The organism is Lentzea tibetensis (genome assembly GCF_007845675.1).
Lineage (GTDB): Bacteria > Actinomycetota > Actinomycetes > Mycobacteriales > Pseudonocardiaceae > Lentzea > Lentzea tibetensis.
Window position 1 is genome coordinate 1 of record NZ_VOBR01000032.1, and the last position, 18,265, is coordinate 18,265.

The 18,265-nt window shown below is 69.4% G+C and carries 17 protein-coding genes; 5 read left to right on the forward strand and 12 right to left on the reverse strand.

The genetic code is table 11. The features are described from left to right. Window positions 1-567: 567 nt before the first annotated feature. Together tyrS and FKR81_RS35285 are read right to left on the reverse strand one after the other, a co-directional pair. Window positions 568-1,842 carry a tyrosine--tRNA ligase gene (gene tyrS, locus FKR81_RS35280; RefSeq protein ID WP_146358565.1) on the reverse strand — a complete coding sequence of 425 codons (1,275 nt, stop codon included), beginning with the start codon at window positions 1,840-1,842 and terminating at the stop codon, window positions 568-570. 15 nt (window positions 1,843-1,857) lie between these two features. Beyond that, on the reverse strand, window positions 1,858-3,123 hold the full coding sequence (locus tag FKR81_RS35285; RefSeq protein ID WP_146358566.1) for an SMI1/KNR4 family protein: 1,266 nt from the start codon (window positions 3,121-3,123) through the stop codon (window positions 1,858-1,860). Between the two features lie 71 nt (window positions 3,124-3,194). Here FKR81_RS35285 and FKR81_RS35290 point away from each other — a divergent pair, with 71 nt between their 5' ends. Both FKR81_RS35290 and FKR81_RS35295 read left to right on the forward strand, forming a co-directional pair. Beyond that, on the forward strand, window positions 3,195-3,644 hold the full coding sequence (locus FKR81_RS35290) for a hypothetical protein (protein ID WP_235922039.1): 450 nt from the start codon (window positions 3,195-3,197) through the stop codon (window positions 3,642-3,644). An 18-nt stretch (window positions 3,645-3,662) separates the two neighbouring features. Then, window positions 3,663-4,781 carry an acyl-CoA dehydrogenase family protein gene (locus FKR81_RS35295; protein ID WP_146358567.1) on the forward strand — a complete coding sequence of 373 codons (1,119 nt, stop codon included), beginning with the start codon at window positions 3,663-3,665 and terminating at the stop codon, window positions 4,779-4,781. A 25-nt stretch (window positions 4,782-4,806) separates the two neighbouring features. On the opposite strand, the gene FKR81_RS35300 is transcribed toward FKR81_RS35295, so the two are convergent. From FKR81_RS35300 to argC, 9 genes are read right to left on the reverse strand one after another with little or no spacing between them, the layout of a single operon-like run. Continuing rightward, window positions 4,807-5,409, reverse strand: coding sequence for a DNA-3-methyladenine glycosylase (locus tag FKR81_RS35300; RefSeq protein WP_235922041.1), 603 nt, complete (start codon window positions 5,407-5,409; stop codon window positions 4,807-4,809). Then, the gene (gene argH / locus FKR81_RS35305) at window positions 5,399-6,790 is read right to left on the reverse strand and encodes an argininosuccinate lyase (protein ID WP_407936570.1); all 1,392 of its coding nucleotides are present in this window, start codon (window positions 6,788-6,790) and stop codon (window positions 5,399-5,401) included. Before argH ends, FKR81_RS35300 begins: the two co-directional genes overlap by 11 nt. Next, window positions 6,787-7,983, reverse strand: a complete 1,197-nt coding sequence (locus FKR81_RS35310; RefSeq protein ID WP_146358569.1) for an argininosuccinate synthase — start codon at window positions 7,981-7,983, stop codon at window positions 6,787-6,789. The genes argH and FKR81_RS35310 overlap by 4 nt, the downstream gene beginning before the upstream one ends. Then, complete coding sequence (locus tag FKR81_RS35315; protein ID WP_146358570.1) at window positions 7,976-8,476, reverse strand: arginine repressor; 501 nt, start codon at window positions 8,474-8,476, stop codon at window positions 7,976-7,978. The genes FKR81_RS35310 and FKR81_RS35315 overlap by 8 nt, the downstream gene beginning before the upstream one ends. Next, window positions 8,476-9,402, reverse strand: coding sequence for an ornithine carbamoyltransferase (gene argF, locus FKR81_RS35320; RefSeq protein ID WP_146358571.1), 927 nt, complete (start codon window positions 9,400-9,402; stop codon window positions 8,476-8,478). Before argF ends, FKR81_RS35315 begins: the two co-directional genes overlap by 1 nt. Further along, window positions 9,399-10,553 carry an acetylornithine transaminase gene (locus FKR81_RS35325; RefSeq protein ID WP_146358666.1) on the reverse strand — a complete coding sequence of 385 codons (1,155 nt, stop codon included), beginning with the start codon at window positions 10,551-10,553 and terminating at the stop codon, window positions 9,399-9,401. The genes argF and FKR81_RS35325 overlap by 4 nt, the downstream gene beginning before the upstream one ends. 17 nt (window positions 10,554-10,570) lie before the next feature. Continuing rightward, a complete protein-coding gene (gene argB, locus FKR81_RS35330; protein ID WP_146358572.1) occupies window positions 10,571-11,443 on the reverse strand; it encodes an acetylglutamate kinase in 873 nt (290 codons plus the stop codon). Then, a complete protein-coding gene (gene argJ / locus FKR81_RS35335; protein WP_146358573.1) occupies window positions 11,440-12,612 on the reverse strand; it encodes a bifunctional glutamate N-acetyltransferase/amino-acid acetyltransferase ArgJ in 1,173 nt (390 codons plus the stop codon). Before argJ ends, argB begins: the two co-directional genes overlap by 4 nt. Then, window positions 12,609-13,622 carry an N-acetyl-gamma-glutamyl-phosphate reductase gene (gene argC / locus FKR81_RS35340; RefSeq protein ID WP_146358574.1) on the reverse strand — a complete coding sequence of 338 codons (1,014 nt, stop codon included), beginning with the start codon at window positions 13,620-13,622 and terminating at the stop codon, window positions 12,609-12,611. The genes argJ and argC overlap by 4 nt, the downstream gene beginning before the upstream one ends. 71 nt (window positions 13,623-13,693) lie before the next feature. Between argC and FKR81_RS35345 the strand changes: the two genes are divergently transcribed. The 3 genes from FKR81_RS35345 to FKR81_RS35355 all read left to right on the forward strand — a co-directional run bounded on the left by FKR81_RS35345 (window position 13,694) and on the right by FKR81_RS35355 (window position 16,784). Continuing rightward, window positions 13,694-14,458, forward strand: a complete 765-nt coding sequence (locus FKR81_RS35345; protein ID WP_146358667.1) for a class D beta-lactamase — start codon at window positions 13,694-13,696, stop codon at window positions 14,456-14,458. Between the two features lie 138 nt (window positions 14,459-14,596). Beyond that, on the forward strand, window positions 14,597-16,135 hold the full coding sequence (locus FKR81_RS35350) for a sensor histidine kinase (RefSeq protein WP_146358575.1): 1,539 nt from the start codon (window positions 14,597-14,599) through the stop codon (window positions 16,133-16,135). 10 nt (window positions 16,136-16,145) lie between these two features. Continuing rightward, entirely contained in the window at window positions 16,146-16,784 is a 639-nt protein-coding gene (locus FKR81_RS35355) for a response regulator (protein ID WP_146358576.1), read from the forward strand. Here the strand turns inward: FKR81_RS35355 and sthA are convergent. Beyond that, the gene (gene sthA, locus FKR81_RS35360) at window positions 16,781-18,193 is read right to left on the reverse strand and encodes a Si-specific NAD(P)(+) transhydrogenase (protein WP_146358577.1); all 1,413 of its coding nucleotides are present in this window, start codon (window positions 18,191-18,193) and stop codon (window positions 16,781-16,783) included. The two genes, FKR81_RS35355 and sthA, sit on opposite strands and share 4 nt — an antisense overlap. Window positions 18,194-18,265: the final 72 nt, after the last annotated feature.

An 18,265-nucleotide genomic window follows, 5' to 3' on the forward strand; every position in this document is an offset into this window, starting at 1 on the left:
TGGTTTGATCGCTCCAGACGGAATATGTCTGGCATCAATCTAAATTACTCAAAGGAACCTCTTGACGAGGTTCATATTACTGGCTGTGTTTCGGCACGCTGTTGAGTTCTCAAAGAACACGCGCTCATCATCACTCACCGCAAACGCGGCTCGATCCGAGGCTTGTGTGTCATAAAGCTTTGTGTTGAAACCGGACGCCCATGGCTTCGAACTCAAGACGAGCTACCTGCTGGGTCTTCACGGTCTCGCGGTCACCCACTCTACCACGCTAGATGGGAGCTTGGTTCGTGACCTCCGCCGCACTCCGTTCCGGTTTTCCCGGCCCGTTCCGTGCTGACATGGAGAAAGTTACACGCACGCCAACACAGGGTCAAATCGGGGGCGCAGCAGTCCCCTGCGGTTATGAAACCGCAGGTCAGCAGCCCCATCCAGGGCCTGCCAACAACGTATCTCACCCCTACTTGCCTGCACAGTGTGACCGCGATCACACCAAGAAACTTGATCGCGACGACGAAGGGCCGCCGACCCACTCGGGATCGACGGCCCTTCGGACACTGAAACCGCAGGTCAGAGCTCTACCTGCACGCCTGCGTTGTTCCGCTTGCCGCGGCGCAGCACGAGCCACTTGCCGTGGAGGAGGTCCTCCTTGGCCGGCTTCCACTCCTCGTCGGTCACCTTCGCGTTGTTCACGTACGCGCCGCCCTCGTTGACCGTGCGCCGCGCGGACCCGCGGCTGTCGGCCAGCCCGGACGTCACCAGCAGGTCGACGATCGTCGGCTCGTCGGACATGCGGACCGTCCCCGTCGGGGCCTCCGCCAGCGCCGCGTCCAGCGTCGACGCGTCCAGGTCACGCAGCTCCGCCCGCCCGAACAGGGCCTGCGACGCCGTGATCACCTGCTCGGTCGCGCGCTCGCCGTGCACGATGTTCGTGAACTCCAGCGCCAGCCGCTTCTGCGCGGAACGCAGGTGCGGCTTCTCGGCCGTCTCCTGCTCCAGCGCCTCGATCTCCTCACGCGTGAGGAACGTGAACAGCCGCAGGTAGCGCAGCACGTCCGCGTCGCCGACGTTCACGAAGTACTGGTACCAGGCGTACGGCGAGGTCATCTCCGGGTCGAGCCACACGTTGCCGCCACCGGTGGACTTGCCGAACTTGCGCCCCTCGGCGTCCGTCACCAGCGGTGCGGTCAGCGCGTGCACCGACGCGCCCTCGACGCGGCGGACCAGGTCGACGCCGCCGATGATGTTGCCCCACTGATCGGAGCCACCGACCTGCAACGACGTGCCGTACCTGCGGTGCAGCTGGAGGTAGTCGTTCGACTGGAGGAGCAGGTAGCTGAACTCGGTGTACGACATGCCGTCGCTCTCGAGCCGCCGCTTCACCGTCTCGCGCGACAGCATCACGTTGATCGAGAAGTGCTTGCCGACGTCGCGCAGGAACTCGAGCACCGGCACCTGACCGGTCCAGTCCAGGTTGTTCGCGATGACCGCGCCCGTCTCCGACTCGTCGAAGTGCACGAACCGCTCCAGCTGGCCGCGGATGCGGTCCGCCCACTCGGCGACCGTGTCGAGCGAGTTCAGCGTGCGCTCACCGGTGTCGCGCGGGTCGCCGATCATGCCCGTCGCGCCGCCCGCGAGCACCACGGGACGGTGCCCGGCGCGCTGGAACCTGGTCAGCATCAGCAGCGGCACCAGGTTGCCCGCGTGCAGCGACGGCGCGGTCGGGTCGAAGCCGCAATAGAGGGTGAGCGGGCCGGCGTCCAGATCCTCGCGGAGTGCGTCGAGGTCGGTGGAGTGCGCGATCAGGCCGCGCCAGGACAGTTCGTCAAGGATGTGCTCGCTCACGGGTCCGATTCTCCCCTACCAGCTCAAACGGCTTTCAACCCGGTTCAGCCGCACCGGTCCGCCCGTCCGGCGCGCCGCCCACCGGGCCAGCTCCGGCACGGACAGCTCGCCGCGCACCCCGGCCACCGCGGGCTTCGCCGTGGTCGACGCCCACTGCGCCGGGTTCAGGGTGAGGAACGACAGCGGCGGCAACTCGGCCACGTCGAGCACCGCGTCGCCGACGTCGAGCACCTTCAACGCGGGCAGGTGCGGCAGGCGCACCTCCGCTCCCCCGGTGACCGTGAGGGACGTCAGCGTCGGGTGTCCTTCGAGCGCACCGAGGTCGACCTCGGTGACGTTCAGCTCCAGTCGTTCGAGCGGGCACCGCGCCAGGTCGCCGATCCGCAGCGCGCCACCGCGGTCGATCTTCAGCTCGCGCAGCAGCGGCACGCTCGCCAACGGGCTCAGGTCGGCGTCCGCCACGTCGTTGAGCTGGAGTTGCTGGAGCCAGTCGCGGTCGGGGAACGACGCGACCGACTCGGCGAGGTCCCTCCTCCTGAGGTGGCCCATGTGGTCGAGGGTCTCGGGTACCGGCAGGTCGCGCCGCTCGAGGTAGTCCTGCAGCGACGGCCCCACGTACCGCGCGATGCGGTAGTCGAGCTCGAGGACCTGACCGACGACTCCCGCCGGACCGGGGTCGAGGTCGATCGCCAGCTGCCTGCCGTCCTCGAAGTCACCGATCGGGATCCAGCGCGGGTTCCACCACATCCGCCGCACCACGTCCGGTGGACCTTGGTAGAAGCAGGGTGCGCCCCACTCCGCGGGGTTCGCCGCGCGCTCGGCCTCCGACTGCGCCTCCGTCGCCAGGTAGCTCACGATGAGGTCCGGTGGCACGACCTCCACCTCGTCGATGTCGTCCCCGAGGTCGAGGCTCGCGTCGAGGCGCAGCACCTCGTCGGGGATCACCAGATCGGGGTCGGGTTCGCGCGGCGGGACCGGGCGGTGGTGCGGGTCCAGCACGACGTGGTGCAGGTTCCGCTCGAACATCTTCGTTTCCGCGACCCCGTGCGCCACAAGCAACTCGTACCTGCCGTCGGCGTCGAGGGTCAGGTCGACGCGGGCGCGGTCGGTGATCTTCAGCAGCTCCGGCACGAGCTGGTCGAACCGCCGGTCGCCCCGGCTCCGGCCACCCGATCTCACACTGGCGACGGAGTGCGCCGGACTGACGCTGGATCGCAGTTCGATGCGCTCCCACCCGTCGGGCCCCACCGACGCGAGCTCCCTGCACAGGTTCTCGATCATCACTCCCCTTTGTTTCGTCCTGATCGCGCACGGGTAGGCCAGGGCCAGGGGACCCGGTGGAAGGACTTGAGATGACCTACCCGCGCGAAGATCGTCCGGTCGAGCGCCGGACGGAGGTTATGCCGCAACAGCCCGACCCCGTGGTGGAACGCGAGGAGATCGTCGAACGCGCCGATCGCGTGGACAGCAAGATACGCGTGGTGCGGATGGTGTGCGCCGTCATCGACGTCATCTGCTGGGTGTTCGCGATCGTGCTGGCCGCACACATCTTCCTGGTGGTGGCGGGCGCCAACATGGCCAACGGGTTCGCCCAGTTCATCTCGGGCTTCGCCGGTGGCGTGAACCTCGGGCTGAGCGACCTGTTCGTGCCGGGCAGCGAGAAGGTCGCCGTGCTGCTCAACGAGGGCCTGGCCGCGATCCTCTGGCTGGTCGTCGGTGCCGTGCTCACGGGCCTGATCACTCGATTGGCGCTGCCGGTCGAGTACCGCCGCGCCTGGTACCGCCGCACCACGATCAGCTGACTCCGGCACTCTGGGGTCATGACCGAGATCCTCGACGTGGCGGGACGGCTGGCCGACCGGTTCGCGGAACGAGCGGCGCGGCACGATCGGGACAACACGTTCCCGCACGAGAACTACGACGACCTGCGAGAAGCCGGGTTCCTCCGGTTGTCCGTGCCGGAGGAGCTCGGCGGTCTCGGTGCCGCACAACGAGAAATCCTGGCCGTGCTGGAACGCCTGGCGATGGGCTGCGGCTCGACGGCGCTGGCGTACACGATGCACGTGTCGCCGCTCGGGCAGTGGGCGAGCGTGTGGCGCCGCACCGGCAACCCGCGCCTGGCCGATCTGCTCCGCCTCGCCGCGGAGAACAAGCTCGTGTGGGCGTCGGTCACCAGCGAGATGGGGCTGACGAACCTCGTCACGGACGCGCGGACCAGAGCGGACAAGACCGAGGGCGGATACCGGGTCAACGGCCGGAAGTCCTTCGCCACCAACACTTCCGTCGCGACGCATTGCACGATCACGGCCCGCCACGACGACACGTTGCTGATCTGCCGGATCGCGCTGGACCAGCCCGGCGTGCGCGTCCACGACGTGTGGGACACGCTCGGCATGCGCGCCACCCGCAGCAACGACGTCGAGCTCGACGACGTGTTCGTGCGCGAGGAGGACGTGGTGCACTCGCTGCCCGCCGGGCACTTCGACCGGCGCGTGTTCGAGACGGTGTGGGCGTGGGCGATGCCGGCGTTCGCCGCCGTCTACACGGGGATCGCGGCGGGTGCGCTCGAGTGGGTGGCAACCAGGGCTGAGGACGACCCGCTCGTCAGGGACGCGTTCGGCGAGTGCACGGCGCTGCTGGAATCGTCGCGCGCGTTGATCTTCCGGCACGCCGAGGAGGTCGACGGCGGCAGGCTGTTCGAGCTGGGCACGCAGGACGGCATCGCGCGGTGCGTGCTGGTCAAGTACGCGGCGACGAACAACGCGGTGCGCGTGGTGCAGCGGCTGGTCGACGTCGCCGGTGGTGCGGCGTACGCCAGGGCACTGCCGTTCGAACGGAGGTGGCGCGACGTGCAGGCCGGGGTGGTCATGCCCGCGTCGAACCACCTGGCGCGCCAGCTGATCGGGGCGAGCCCGCTGGGCCAGGTTTTCACGCCTTGAACCCCGTCACATGGTGAAGGGGAACTCAGGCCGTCGCTCGGCGCTTCCCGCCTTTGCGGTACGGCGACACGGCGGGCGAGTCGATCCAGAACCGCCACGGCACGTCCATCGCGACGGCGACACCGACCCTGGGGCCGGAGTGCACCTCACCCGCGTGATCGCCGGCGAACAGGCGCACCGGCGAATCCGGCGAGGTCAGGTCGATGCCGTTGTACTTGCGATCGAGTCCGAGGACGCTGCACAGCCTGGCCGGTCCCCTGGCCAGCTCGGCGTCCGACCGCGCGGCCGGGCGTCGTTCGTGCGCGAGCGGGAGGCCTTCGAGCACCTCGCCCGCGCGCAGCAGCACGGCACCGGGCACGCCGTCGGTCGCCGCAACGACGTTCGCGCAGAAGTGCATGCCGTAGACGAAGTAGACGTACAGGTGCCCGGCCGGGCCGAACATCACGTCGTTGCGCGAGGTGCGGCCGCGGTAGCAGTGCGACGCCGGGTCGTCACCGCCGCGGTACGCCTCGACCTCGACGATCCGCACGCGCACACCGTCCGCTTCCAGGTGCGCGCCGAGGAGGAGCCGCGCCGCGTCCAGTGGATCGACGGCGAGCTCCTCCCTCGTCAGCGGTCTAGAACTCACGCGCTGTGCGAGCTCGGGCGACGAGCCGGTCCAGCTGCTCCGACACTCGGTCGGGAGCGGTACCGCCGTGGGCGTTTCGTGAAGCTATGGATCCTTCCACGGTCAGCACAGTACGCACGTCAGGCGTGAGGGCCGGAGAGATGCCCGCGAATTCCTCGTCGGACAGGTCCTCCAAACCGACGCCGCGCGACTCGGCCGCCCGGACGCAGGAGCCCGCCGCCTCGTGCGCCACGCGGAACGGAACCCCTTGGCGCACAAGCCATTCCGCGATGTCGGTCGCCAGCGTGAAACCGGCGGGAGCGAGCGCGGCCATGCGGTCGGTGTCGAACCTGAGGGTCGCCACCATGCCGGCGAACGCGGGGAGCAGCAGCTCCAGCTGCTCGACCGAGTCGAACAGCGGCTCCTTGTCCTCCTGCAGGTCGCGGTTGTAGGCCAGCGGCTGCGCCTTCAACGTCGCCAGCAGCCCGGTCAGGTTGCCGATGAGCCGCCCGGACTTGCCGCGCGCCAGCTCGGCGACGTCCGGGTTCTTCTTCTGCGGCATGATCGAGCTGCCGGTCGCCCACGCGTCGTCCAGCACGGCGAAGCGGAACTCCGCCGTCGTCCAGATGATCACTTCTTCGGCGATCCGGGACAGGTTCACGCCGATCATCGACAGCACGAACGCGATCTCGGCGGCGAAGTCGCGCGACGCGGTGCCGTCGATCGAGTTCTCCACCGGACCGTCGAAGCCCAGGTCAGCGGCCACGGCCGCCGGGTCGAGGCCGAGCGACGACCCGGCCAGCGCGCCGGAGCCGTAGGGCGAAAGAGCCGCCCGCTTGTCCCAGTCGCGCAGCCGGTCGACGTCCCGCAGCAACGACTGCGCGTGCGCCAGCAGGTGGTGCGCGAGCAGCACGGGCTGCGCGGACTGCAGGTGCGTGCGGCCCGGCATCACGGCACCCATGTGCGTGGCGGACTGCGCGGCGAGCGCGTCCACCACGTCGAGCACACCGGCGGAGACCCGGCGGGCCGCGTCGCGCAGCCACATCCGGAACAGCGTCGCCACCTGGTCGTTGCGCGAACGACCGGCGCGCAGCTTGCCGCCCAGTTCAGGACCGGCGCGGTCGATCAGGCCGCGCTCCAGCGCGGTGTGCACGTCCTCGTCTTCGAGCACCGGCGTGAACTCGCCGGAGGCCACGTCGGCCTCCAGCTCGTCCAGCGCCTTGATCATCCCGGACAGCTCCTCGTCCGTGAGCAGGCCCGCCGACTTCAGGACGCGTGCGTGCGCACGGGATCCCGCGATGTCGTACGGCGCGAGCCGCCAGTCGAAGTGCGTGGACAAGGACAGTCGGGCCATCGCCTCGGCAGGACCCGAAGCGAACCGGCCACCCCACAAAGAACTCACTTTTGCGCATCCCTCTTCGCTGCGATCTTGGACGGCAGGCCCCAGAGCTGCACGAAGCCCTTGGCCAGCGTCTGGTCGAACGCGTCACCCTCGTCGTATGTGGCCAGGTTGAAGTCGTACAACGACTGCTCGGAACGCCGCCCGGTGACGACCGCGCGCCCCGCGTGCAGGACCATCCGCACCTCACCGGACACGTGCTGCTGCGAGTTCGCGATGAAGTCGTCCAGCGCGTACTTCAGCGGCGAGAACCACAGACCGTCGTACACCAGCTCGCTCCAGCGCTGCGACACCTGGCGCTTGAAGCGGGCCAGGTCGCGCTCCAGCGTGACGTTCTCCAGCTCCTCGTGCGCGGTGATCAGCGCGATCGCGCCGGGCGCCTCGTAGACCTCGCGCGACTTGATGCCGACCAACCGGTCCTCGACCAGGTCCAGCCTGCCGACGCCCTGCGCGCCCGCGCGGCGGTTCAGCTCCTGGATCGCCTGGAGGCACGTGACGGTCTCGCCGTCGATCGCGACCGGAACGCCCTTGTCGAACGTGATCACGAGCTCGTCGGGGTCGCGCGGCTCGGCCGGGTTCTGCGTGTACGAGTAGACGTCCTCGATCGGCGCGTTCCAGATGTCCTCGAGGAAGCCGGTCTCGACCGCGCGGCCCCACACGTTCTGGTCGACCGAGTACGGGGACTTCTTGCTGACGTCGATCGGGAGGCCGCGCTCCTCGGCCCACAGGATGGCCTTCTCGCGGGTCCACGCGTAGTCGCGGACCGGCGCGATGACCTTGAGATCCGGTGCGAGAGCGCCGATGCCGACCTCGAAGCGGACCTGGTCGTTGCCCTTGCCGGTGCAGCCGTGCGCGACGGTCGACGCGCCGTGGTACTTCGCGGCCTCGACGAGGTGCTTCGCGATCACCGGCCGGGACAGCGCCGAGACCAGCGGGTAGCGGTCCTGGTAGAGCGCGTTGGCCTGCAGCGCGGGCAGGCAGTAGTCCTCGGCGAACTCGTCGCGCGCGTCGGCGACGACCGCCTCGACGGCGCCGCAGTCCAGCGCGCGCTTGCGGATCGCCTCCATGTCCTCGCCGCCCTGGCCGACGTCGACCGCGACAGCGACTACTTCGGCGCCGGTTTCTTCTGCGATCCACCCGATGCCGACGGACGTGTCCAAGCCCCCGGAATAGGCAAGGACGATCCGATCACTCATGACCGTTCTCCTTGAACTCGTTGCCCGCGGCCATCGCGGTGATCCGCTCGGCCAGCTCCGCTCCGGTGAGCGGTTCCCTCGCCACGACGAGGATGGTGTCGTCACCGGCGATGGTGCCGACGATGTCGTTCAGCGCCGCCCGGTCCAGCGCGCTGGCGAGGAACTGCGCCGCACCCGGCGGGGTGCGCAGCACGGCCAGGTTGCCGGAGAAGTCGGTCGCCACCAGCAGTTCGTTCAGCAGCCGGACGAGCCGCGTCGTCCCGCCCTGCACCCCGCGGACCGGGCTGCCGTCCTCGGGGATCACGTAGATCGGCGCGCCACCGTCGGCGCCGCGCAGCTTCACCGCGCCCAGTTCGTCGAGATCGCGCGACAGCGTCGCCTGGGTGACCTCGATGCCTTCCGCGGCGAGGAGCTTCGCGAGCTCCGACTGGCTGCGGACGGCTCGCTGGCTGACCATCTCGACGATGCGTCCCTGACGCGCGGTGCGGGTCATCAGGAATTCTCCAACAGCCACACCAGCAGCGCTTTCTGCGCGTGCAACCGGTTCTCGGCCTCGTCCCACACGAGCGACTGCGGCCCGTCGAGCACCTCGTCGGTGATCTCCCAGCCGCGGTGCGCGGGCAGGCAGTGCAGGACCGTGGAGTCCACGCCGGTCGACTCGAGCAGCGCGGTGTTGACCTGGTACGGCCGGAACGGGCCGACCCGGTCCTTGCCGTCGTTCTCCTGGCCCATCGACGTCCACGTGTCGGTGACGAGCACGTCCGCGCCGTCGACCGCCCGCCGCGGGTCGGTGATCAGCTCGACCGAACCGCCGGTCTCCGCCGCGCGCTGCTTGGCGTCGTCGAGGAACGTCGGGTTCGGCACGAAGCCGGCGGGCGCGCCGATGCGGACGTTCATGCCGGCCGTCGCACCGCCGAGCAGCAACGAGTGCGACATGTTGTTCGCGCCGTCGCCGAGGTAGGTCAGCGTCAGCCCGGCGAGCTCGCCGTGGCGGCGGCGGATCGTCTGCAGGTCCGCGAGCACCTGGCACGGGTGGAACTCGTCGGTCAGCGCGTTGACGACCGGGACGCGCGACACGCTCGCCATGGCGTCCATGCGGGCCTGCGCGAACGTCCGCCACACGACCGCGTCGACGTAGCCGGACAGGATGCGCGAGGTGTCCTCGATGGTCTCCTCACGGCCGAGCTGCATGGAGCGGCCGTCGATGATGACCGGGTTGCCGCCGAGCTGGGCGATGCCGACCTCGAACGACAGGCGGGTGCGGGTCGAGTTCTTCTCGAAGATCACCGCGATGGCCTTGGGGCCCGCCAGCGGCTTGTGACCGAACCGATCGGCCTTGAACGTGTCCGCGAGGTCCAGCACCGCCGACTGCTCGTCCGGCGTCAGGTCGTCGTCGCGGAGGAAGTGCCTGGGGCTCATGACTCCTCCGTAGCATCGATCTTGGCAAAGAAAGACGGCAGATCAGCAACGAACCGGTGGGCGTCGGCCTCGTCCAGCACCAGCGGCGGCGCGAGGCGGATGACGTCGGGCTGGATCGGGTTGATCAGGTATCCGGCCTGCTGCGCGGCCGCCGCGGCCTTCGCCGAGACCGCCTCTCGCAAAGTGATGCCGAGCAGCAGGCCGGCACCCCGGACCCCGGAGATCTGCGGGTGACCGAGTGCCTCCACTCCGGTCGCGATCTCCTTGCCGACCGCGGAAGCGTGCTCCAGCAAGCCTTCCGCGGCGATCGTGTCGAGCACGGCGAGTGCGGCCGCGCAGCAGACGGGGTTGCCGCCGAACGTCGTGCCGTGGTGACCGGGCTCGAACAGGTGGGCCGCGTCGCCGAAACCGATGGTGGCGCCGAGCGGCAGCCCGCCGCCGATGCCCTTGGCGAGCGTCATGACGTCCGGCACGATCCCCGCCTGCTGGAAGGCGAACCACGTGCCCAGCCTGCCGATGCCGGTCTGCACCTCGTCCAGCACCAGCAGCGCGCCGTGCTGCTGGGTGATCGCGCGGGCCGCCTGCAGGTAACCCGCGGGAGGCACCACAACGCCCTGCTCGCCCTGGATCGGCTCGACGAAGAACGCCGCCGTGTCGTCGTCGATGGCCGCTTCGAGCGCGTCGACGTCGCCGAACGGGATGTGCACGACGCCGGGGACGAGCGGCTCGAACGGCGTCTTCTTGCCGGGCTGGCCGGTGAGGCTGAGCGCACCCATCGTGCGGCCGTGGAACGCGCCGTCGGTCGCGACGATCTTGGTGCGGCCGGTGCGGCGGGACATCTTCAGCGCGGCCTCGTTGGCCTCCGCGCCGGAGTTGCAGAAGAAGACCCGGCCGTCACCGTCCACACCGGACAGGTCGAGCAGCCGCTCGGCCAGCGCCAGCGCGGGCTCGTTGACGTACAGGTTCGAGGTGTGGCCGATCGTGGAGATCTGCCTGGTGACCGCCTCGACGATCGCCGGGTGGGCGTGGCCGAGCGCGTTGACCGCGATGCCGGTCAGCAGGTCCAGGTATCGGTTGCCGTCGGTGTCCCACACGTACGCGCCCTCGCCGCGTTCCAACGCGAGCGACGGCGTGCCGTAGTTGTCCATCATGGACTTCTGCCACCGGGTCACAGGTTGTCCCCCAACACCATCGTTCCGACACCTTCGGACGTGAAGACTTCGAGCAGCACGGAGTGCGCGAGACGGCCGTCGATCACGTGCGCACGAGGAACACCGCCGCGCACGGCGCGCAGGCACGCCTCCATCTTCGGGATCATGCCGCTGTCCAGCTCCGGCAGGAGCTTCTCCAGCTCCTCGGCGCGGATCTGGTGCAGCAGAGACGACTTGTCCGGCCAGTTCGAGTAGAGGCCTTCGACATCGGTGAGCACGACCAGCTTCTCGGCGCCCAGAGCGACGGCGAGAGCACCGGCCGCAGTGTCCGCGTTGACGTTGTGCGGCACGCCGTCGATGTCCGGCGCGACCGTCGAGACGACCGGGATGCGGCCGGCGCGCACGATGTCCAGCACCGCGTCCGGGTTCACCTCGGTGATGTCGCCGACGAGGCCGAGGTCGACCTCCTCGCCGTCGATCACCGCACCGCGCTTCGTCGCGGTGAACAGGTGCGCGTCCTCACCGGAGATGCCGACGGCGTAAGGACCGTGCTGGTTGATCAGGCCGACGAGCTCGCGCCCGACCTGGCCGACGAGCACCATGCGCACGACGTCCATCGCCTCGGGCGTGGTGACCCGCAGGCCGGCGCGGAACTCGCTCTCGATGCCCAGCCGGTCGAGCATGGACTTGATCTGCGGGCCGCCGCCGTGCACCACGACCGGGTGCAGCCCGGCGAGCCGCAGGAACACCATGTCCTCGGCGAACGCCTTCTTCAGCTCGTCGTCGACCATGGCGTTGCCGCCGTACTTGACGACGACGAGCGAGCCGCGGAACCGCTGCAGCCACGGCAGCGCTTCGACGAGGACTCCGGCCTTCTCCTGAGCGTTCATGAGCTGTAGGCGCTGTTCTCTTCGACGTAGGCGTGGGACAGGTCGGTGGTCAGCACGGTGGCCTCGGAGGCGCCGACGTTGAGGTCGATGACGACCTCGATGTCGCGGCCGGTGAGGTCGGCGAGCGACCGGTCCTGCGCCCGTGTCCCGTTGGCGCACAAGGTGATCCCGTTGATCGCGATGCCCAGCTTGTCCGGGTCGATCACCGCGTCGGCGCGGCCGAGTGCCATGGCGATGCGGCCCCAGTTCGGGTCCGAGCCGAAGAGCGCGGTCTTGACCAGGTTGTCCTCGGCGACCGTGCGGCCGACGTGCACGGCCTCGGCCTCGGTGGCCGCACCGCGCACGACGATGCTGACCTCCTTGGTGACACCCTCCGCGTCGCCCTGCAGCTGCTTCACGAGATCGCCCGCGACCTTCGTGAGCAGCGCGACGAAGTCCTCGGCGGACGGGGTCACGCCGGATGCGCCGGACGCCAGCACGAGCACGGTGTCGTTGGTCGACGTGCCGCCGTCGACGTCGAGCCGGTCGAACGTCCTGGAGGTCGCCTGCCGCAACGCGGCGTCGAGCGCGGCGCCGTCGATCACGGCGTCGGTGGTGATGACGGACAGCATCGTGGCCATGTTCGGCGCGAGCATGCCCGCGCCCTTCACGAACCCGCCGACCGACCAGCCGTCCGGGTGCGAGTCCCACGACTGCTTGGGACGGGAGTCCGTGGTCATCACGCCGGTCGCGGCGTTGAGCCCGGCGTCGACGGTGTCGGCGAGCTCCTTCGCGGCCTTCTCGACACCGAACCTGACCGCGTCCATCGGCAGGCGTTCACCGATCAGGCCGGTGGAGCACACCGCGACGTCGATCGCGCCGATGTTCAGGACCTCGGCGACCTTCTCGGCGGTGGCGTGGGTGTCCTGGAAGCCCTCCGGGCCGGTGCACGCGTTGGCGCCGCCCGAGTTCAGCACCACCGCGCCGAGGCGGCGCGACGCGATCACCTGCTGCGACCAGAGCACGGGCGCGGCCTTGACCACGTTGGTGGTGAAGACGCCTGCGGCCGCGTCGTTCGGGCCGTCGTTGACGACGAGCGTGAGGTCGAGCGCACCGGACTCCTTGATCCCGGCGGCGACGCCGGCGGCCCGGAAGCCCTTGGGACCCGTCACGCCCTTGTTGCGGTTCACGGTGCGACTCCAACAGTCGAGAGGCCGGTGGTCTCCGGCAGGCCGAGAGCGAGGTTCATGCACTGGACGGCGGCGCCGGCCGTGCCCTTGGTGAGGTTGTCGACGGCGGCCACGACGACCAGCCGGTTGAGGTCGGTGTCGACCGTGACCTGCAGCTGGACGGCGTTCGAGCCGAGCACCGCGTTGGTCGTCGGCCAGAGGCCTTCCGGCAGGACGTGCACGAAGGGCTCGTCCGCGTAGGCCTTCTTGTAGACGGACTCAACATCGTCGGTGGTTTTCAACGTTGCAGAGCAGGTGGCAAGAATTCCACGTGACATGGGGGCGAGCACGGGCGTGAACGACACGTCGATCTTCCGGCCGGCGGCCGCGCTGAGGTTCTGGGCGATCTCCGGGGTGTGCCGGTGAGCACCACCGACGCCGTACGCGCTGGCGGAGCCCATGACCTCGGAGCCGAGCAGGTGCGCCTTGGGCGCCTTGCCCGCACCGGAGGTGCCGGAGACGGCGACGACCACGACCTCGTCCTCGATGTGGTCGAGAGCCGGGGCCAGCGCGAGGCTGGACACCGTCGGGTAGCAGCCGGGAACGGCGATGCGCCTGGCATCGCGCAGCTTCTCGCGCTGACCGGGAAGTTCGGGCAGGCCGTAGGGCCAGCTACCCGCGTAAGTTCCGCCGTACCAGCGGTTCCAGGCGTCCTCGGACGTCAGGCGGTGGTCGGCACCGCAGTCGATGACGACGATGTCGTCACCGAGTTGCGCGGCGAGCTCAGCCGAGTGACCGTGGGGCAGCGCGAGGAACACGACGTCGTGTCCCTTCAGCTCCTCGACGGTCGTCTCGGTCAGCACCCGGTCCGCGAGAGGCAGCAGGTGCGGCTGGTGGGCGAGCAGCGGGCTGCCCGCGTTCCCGCCCGCGGTCAACGCGCCGATCTCCACGTCCGGGTGCGCCAGCAGCAGCCGGAGGAGCTCTCCGCCCGCGTAGCCGCTCGCGCCCGCGACCGCGATCCTCACCGTCATGCGGATGATTATGCACCACCGTGCAAGTTTACTCAATCTGACCGCGTGGAGTCTCCGTGTTCCGTTTGTTGATGATCCTGTTCTTGCTGGCGGGAGGGGTTGCGGTGCCGTCAGCGGCCGCTTCGGCGCGCACCGTCGTCCGCGACGACCTCCAGTCCGTTTTCCAGCGTGAAGGCACGAAGGGCACGTTCGTGCTCTACGACGTCCAGGCGCAGAGGTACACCTATGTGGACCTGTGCCGCGGCCGTGAGCGGGCGATCCCCGCGTCGACGTTCAAGATCGTGAACACCCTGATCGCGCTGGAGACCGGCGCGGTGTCGTCGGTGGACGAGGTGATCCCGTGGGATCGCACACCGCAGCCGTTCCCGTCGTGGGAGCACGACATGTCGATGCGCGAAGCGATCAAGATCTCCAACGCGGGGATCTACCAGCAGGTCGCGCGGCGCGTCGGCCTGGAGCGCATGACGGGCTGGGTGGACCGGCTCGGCTACGGCAACGAGCGCGTCGGTCCGGTGATCGACCAGTTCTGGCTGCAGGGCCCGTTGAAGATCTCGCCGGAGGAGCAGACCCGGTTCCTGGCGCGGCTGGCGCAGGACCGGCTGCCGATCGGGCACACCGGTGAGCTGCGCGAGATCATCCAGCAGGAGCCGGGCCTCTACGCCAAGACCGGGTGGCAGTTCGAGCAGAAGTTCGGCTGGTGGGTCGGCTGGTTCGAGCAGGACGGTCGACTGTGGACGTTCGCGCTGCAGATGGACCTGCCGACCGACGCGCACGCCGCGAAGCGCGTGCCGATCGGCAGGGAGCTGCTCAAGACGCTCGGCGTGCCGCTGCCCTGATCGCCGTCAGAGGCGTTTGCTCCGTGCACGGCAGCAAACGGACATGACCCGACCGGCCCGCGCATCGTGGCCGATCGGCCATGCTGTGCGGGCCGGTCGGCGCTGTCGAACGCGGGCGGCGGAGGGTGAGATGACCGCGTGACGGACGGAGACCTGGTGCGGCAGAAGATCAGACCCGGCGAGCTCGTGCTGGCCGTGCTGGCGTTGCTGGTCGGCCTGCTTCCGCTCGGCGTCCCGCTGCCGATCAGCACGCACCCGGCGATGGCGGTCGTGACCGCGATCTGCGCGGCGGCACTCGTCCCGCTCGCCCGGCGCAAGCCGGTGCTCGCGATGCTGGCCACCACGCTGCTGTACGCCAGCACCAACTTCTGGGCGATCACCACCACGACGTTCGTCATCTTCACCGCCGCGCGGCTGATCACCCCGCGCGGCAGGCTGTGGCTGACGGTGCTCGGGACCGGCGTCGGGCAGGTGGTGTTCAGCAGCGTCAACTACCTGATCGTGCCGACGCCGCTGACACGGGCCGATGTCGTGGGCGGCACCGTGTTCGGCCTGATCTTCCTGCTGTTGTTGCCCGCGCTGGCGGGCATGCTGCTCGGGCAGCGCAAGCCGTTGACCCGGCTGCTGCAGGAGCGCAACGAGTACCTCGAACGCGCGCAGGCGCTCACCGCGTCCAAGGCGCGCACCGAGGAGCGCTCGCACATCGCGGGCGAGATGCACGACATGCTCGGCCACCGGCTCAGCCTGATCTCCATCCACGCCGGCGCGCTCGAGCTCATGACCTCCAAGCAGGCGCCCGAGCTGCACGAGCAGGCCGAGCTGGTCAGGACGACCTCGTCCGTCGCGATGGCCGAGCTGCGCGAGATCCTCGGCGTGCTGCGCGCGAACACCGAACCGGAGACGCTCGACGAGAACGCGGGCACCCGCGAGGACGTGCTGCGACTGGTCGAGTCGTCCTGCGCGGCGGGCATCTCGGTCCGGCTGGAGTGGCACGGCGACGACGTCGCCGACGCCGACCCCCGGTCGCGGCGCGCGATCCACCGCGTGGTCAGGGAGGGCCTCACCAACGTCCACAAGCACGCCCCGGACGCACGCGCTCGCGTGTCGGTGACCGTCTCGGACGGACGCGCGGAGGTGCTGGTGGTCAACAGCACCACCGACGCGCCGAAGGGCAAGGGCACCCGGCGCGGGCTCATCGGGCTGGAGGAACGCGTCGGGCTGATCGGCGGCCGCTTCGTCGCGGGCCCAGCGCCGGAGGGCGGTTTTCGGATCGCGGCCGACCTGCCGCTGCACCCGGCCGCGCTCGCCGACGCGGCGGTGACGGGCGACGCCGTGCCGGAGGTGCCGCCGGTACCGATCGTCGCCGAGTCGCTGACGTTGCCCCGCGTGGTCGCCTCGGGTTGCCTCGGCGCGATGGTCGGTGTGCCGGTGCTCGGCAGTCTCGTGGTGATCCTGGTGGTCAGCGCGGTGGGCGGTGGAGCCATGGACGCGGGCACCTTCGTGCAGCTGCAGCTCGGCACCGAGGAGACCACGATCACCGAGCAGTACGGCATCGGCACCGCGGACGCGGAGGGCTGCCTGCGGTACCGGCAGAACGACGGTGACCAGGGCCAGGAGTACAAGTTGTGCTTCCAGGACGGGAAGCTGGCGCGCAAGGACGTCGTCGCGGCACCGTAGGCTGTCCCGGATGATCCGGGTCCTGATCGCCGACGACGAGGCGCTGATGCGCGCCGGGATTCGGCTGATCCTGGACACCGCGGACGACATCACCGTCGTCGCCGAGGTCGCTGACGGACGAGCTGCCGTTTCCGCTTGCCGCGAAGCCGATGTGGCGTTGCTCGACATCCGGATGCCCGGTGGGGACGGTTTGACCGCCGCCGCGGAGATCGTGCGGCTCGGCGTGCACGTCGTCATGCTGACCACGTTCGGCGAGGACTCCTACGTGGCGTCCGCGATGCGCGCCGGCGCCACCGGGTTCCTGCTGAAGGACACTCCCCCGGCCGACCTGATCCACGCCGTGCGCGTCGCCGCGTCCGGCGAGCTGATCCTCGCGCCGCAGATCACCCGCCGGTTGGTCGAGCAGCACCTCGCCGCACCGTCCGGCTCGTCGAACGCGCGGGAGTTGGTGCGACAGCTGACCGACACCGAACGCGGCGTGCTGCGACTGGTCGGCGCCGGCATGTCGAACGCCGAGATCGCCGCCGAGCTGTTCATGGGCGCGGGCACGGTGAAGGCGCACATCAGCCGCATCCTGCCGAAGCTCGACTGCGCGAACCGGGTGCAGGCCGCCATCGTGGCGCACGACAGCGGCCTGCTGGGGTCCTAGGTGTTGAAGCGGTCCAGCGCGCGGATCTTGTTCGTCGCGTCGAGTGCCGCCACCTTGTACGCCTCGGACAGCGTCGGGTAGTTGAACACCGTGTCGACGAGGTAGTCGACCGTGCCGCCGCAGCCCATCACGGCCTGTCCGATGTGGACCAGATCGGTCGCACCGGTGCCGAACACGTGCACTCCCAACAACTTGCGATCCACAGTGGACACCAGAAGCTTCAGCATGCCGTAGGCGTCACCGACGATCTGGCCGCGCGCCAGCTCGCGGTAGCGCGCGATGCCGACCTCGTACGGCACGGCGGACGACGTCAGCTCGGCCTCGGTCGCGCCGACGTACGAGATCTCGGGGATCGTGTAGATCCCGATGGGCTGCAGGGCCGCCAGCTCGCGCGCGGGTTCGCCGAACGCGTGGTAGGCGGCCAGCCTGCCCTGGTCCATGGACGTGGCGGCGAGCGCGGGAAACCCGATCACGTCGCCGACCGCGTAGATGTGCTCGACGGGCGTGCGGTAGTGCTCGTCCACCGAGAGCCGGCCGCGGTTGTCCGCTTCCAGGCCGGCGTTCGCCAGGTCGAGGCGGTCGGTCGTGCCCTGTCGTCCGGCCGAGTACATGACCGCGGCGGCGGGGATCCGCTTGCCGCTCGCCAGTGTCGTGACGGTCTGCTTGTCGCCGACGGCGACGTTCACGACCTTCTCGCCGAAGCGGAACGTCACCGCCTGGTCGCGCAGGTGGAACTTGAGCGACTCGACGATCTCGGGGTCGCAGAACTCCAGCATCTTCTCGCGCTGCTCGACGACCGTGACCCGGCTGCCGAGCGCGGCGAACATCGACGCGTACTCGATGCCGATCACGCCGGCACCCACGACCACCAGCGAGGACGGGATCTCCTCGAGCGCGAAGACCTCGTCCGAGTCGAGAATCCGCTCCTCGTCGAAGTCCACCTGCGACGGCCGCGCGGGCGTGGTCCCGGTGGCGATCACGACGAACTCGCCGGTGATGCGCGTGTGGTCACCGCGGTGCGCGCCCTCGACCGAGATCGTGTGCGGGTCGACGAACCGGCCCATGCCGGTGATGAGGTCGACCTGGTTGCGGTGCAGCTGCGCTCGCACGACCTGGACCTCGCGGCCCACCACGTGCTGGGTGCGGGACATCAGGTCGGAGATCGTGATGTCCTGCTTCACCCGGTAGCTGGCGCCGTACAGCTCCCGCTGGCTCATCCCGGTCAGGAAGAGCACAGCTTCGCGAAGTGTCTTGCTTGGAATGGTTCCCGTGTTGGCGCAGACACCGCCGACCATGTCCGACTTGTCGATGATGGCAACGCGTTTGCCCAGCTTGGCACCCGCGATCGCGGCCTTCTGACCGCCCGGACCGGATCCGATCACGATCAGGTCGTAGTCGTACGACGTCATGGTCGCCAGCCTACTAAGACGAGAACGATTCCACCTTGAAACGAATTATGAACCTGTTCCGAGGCAACGACG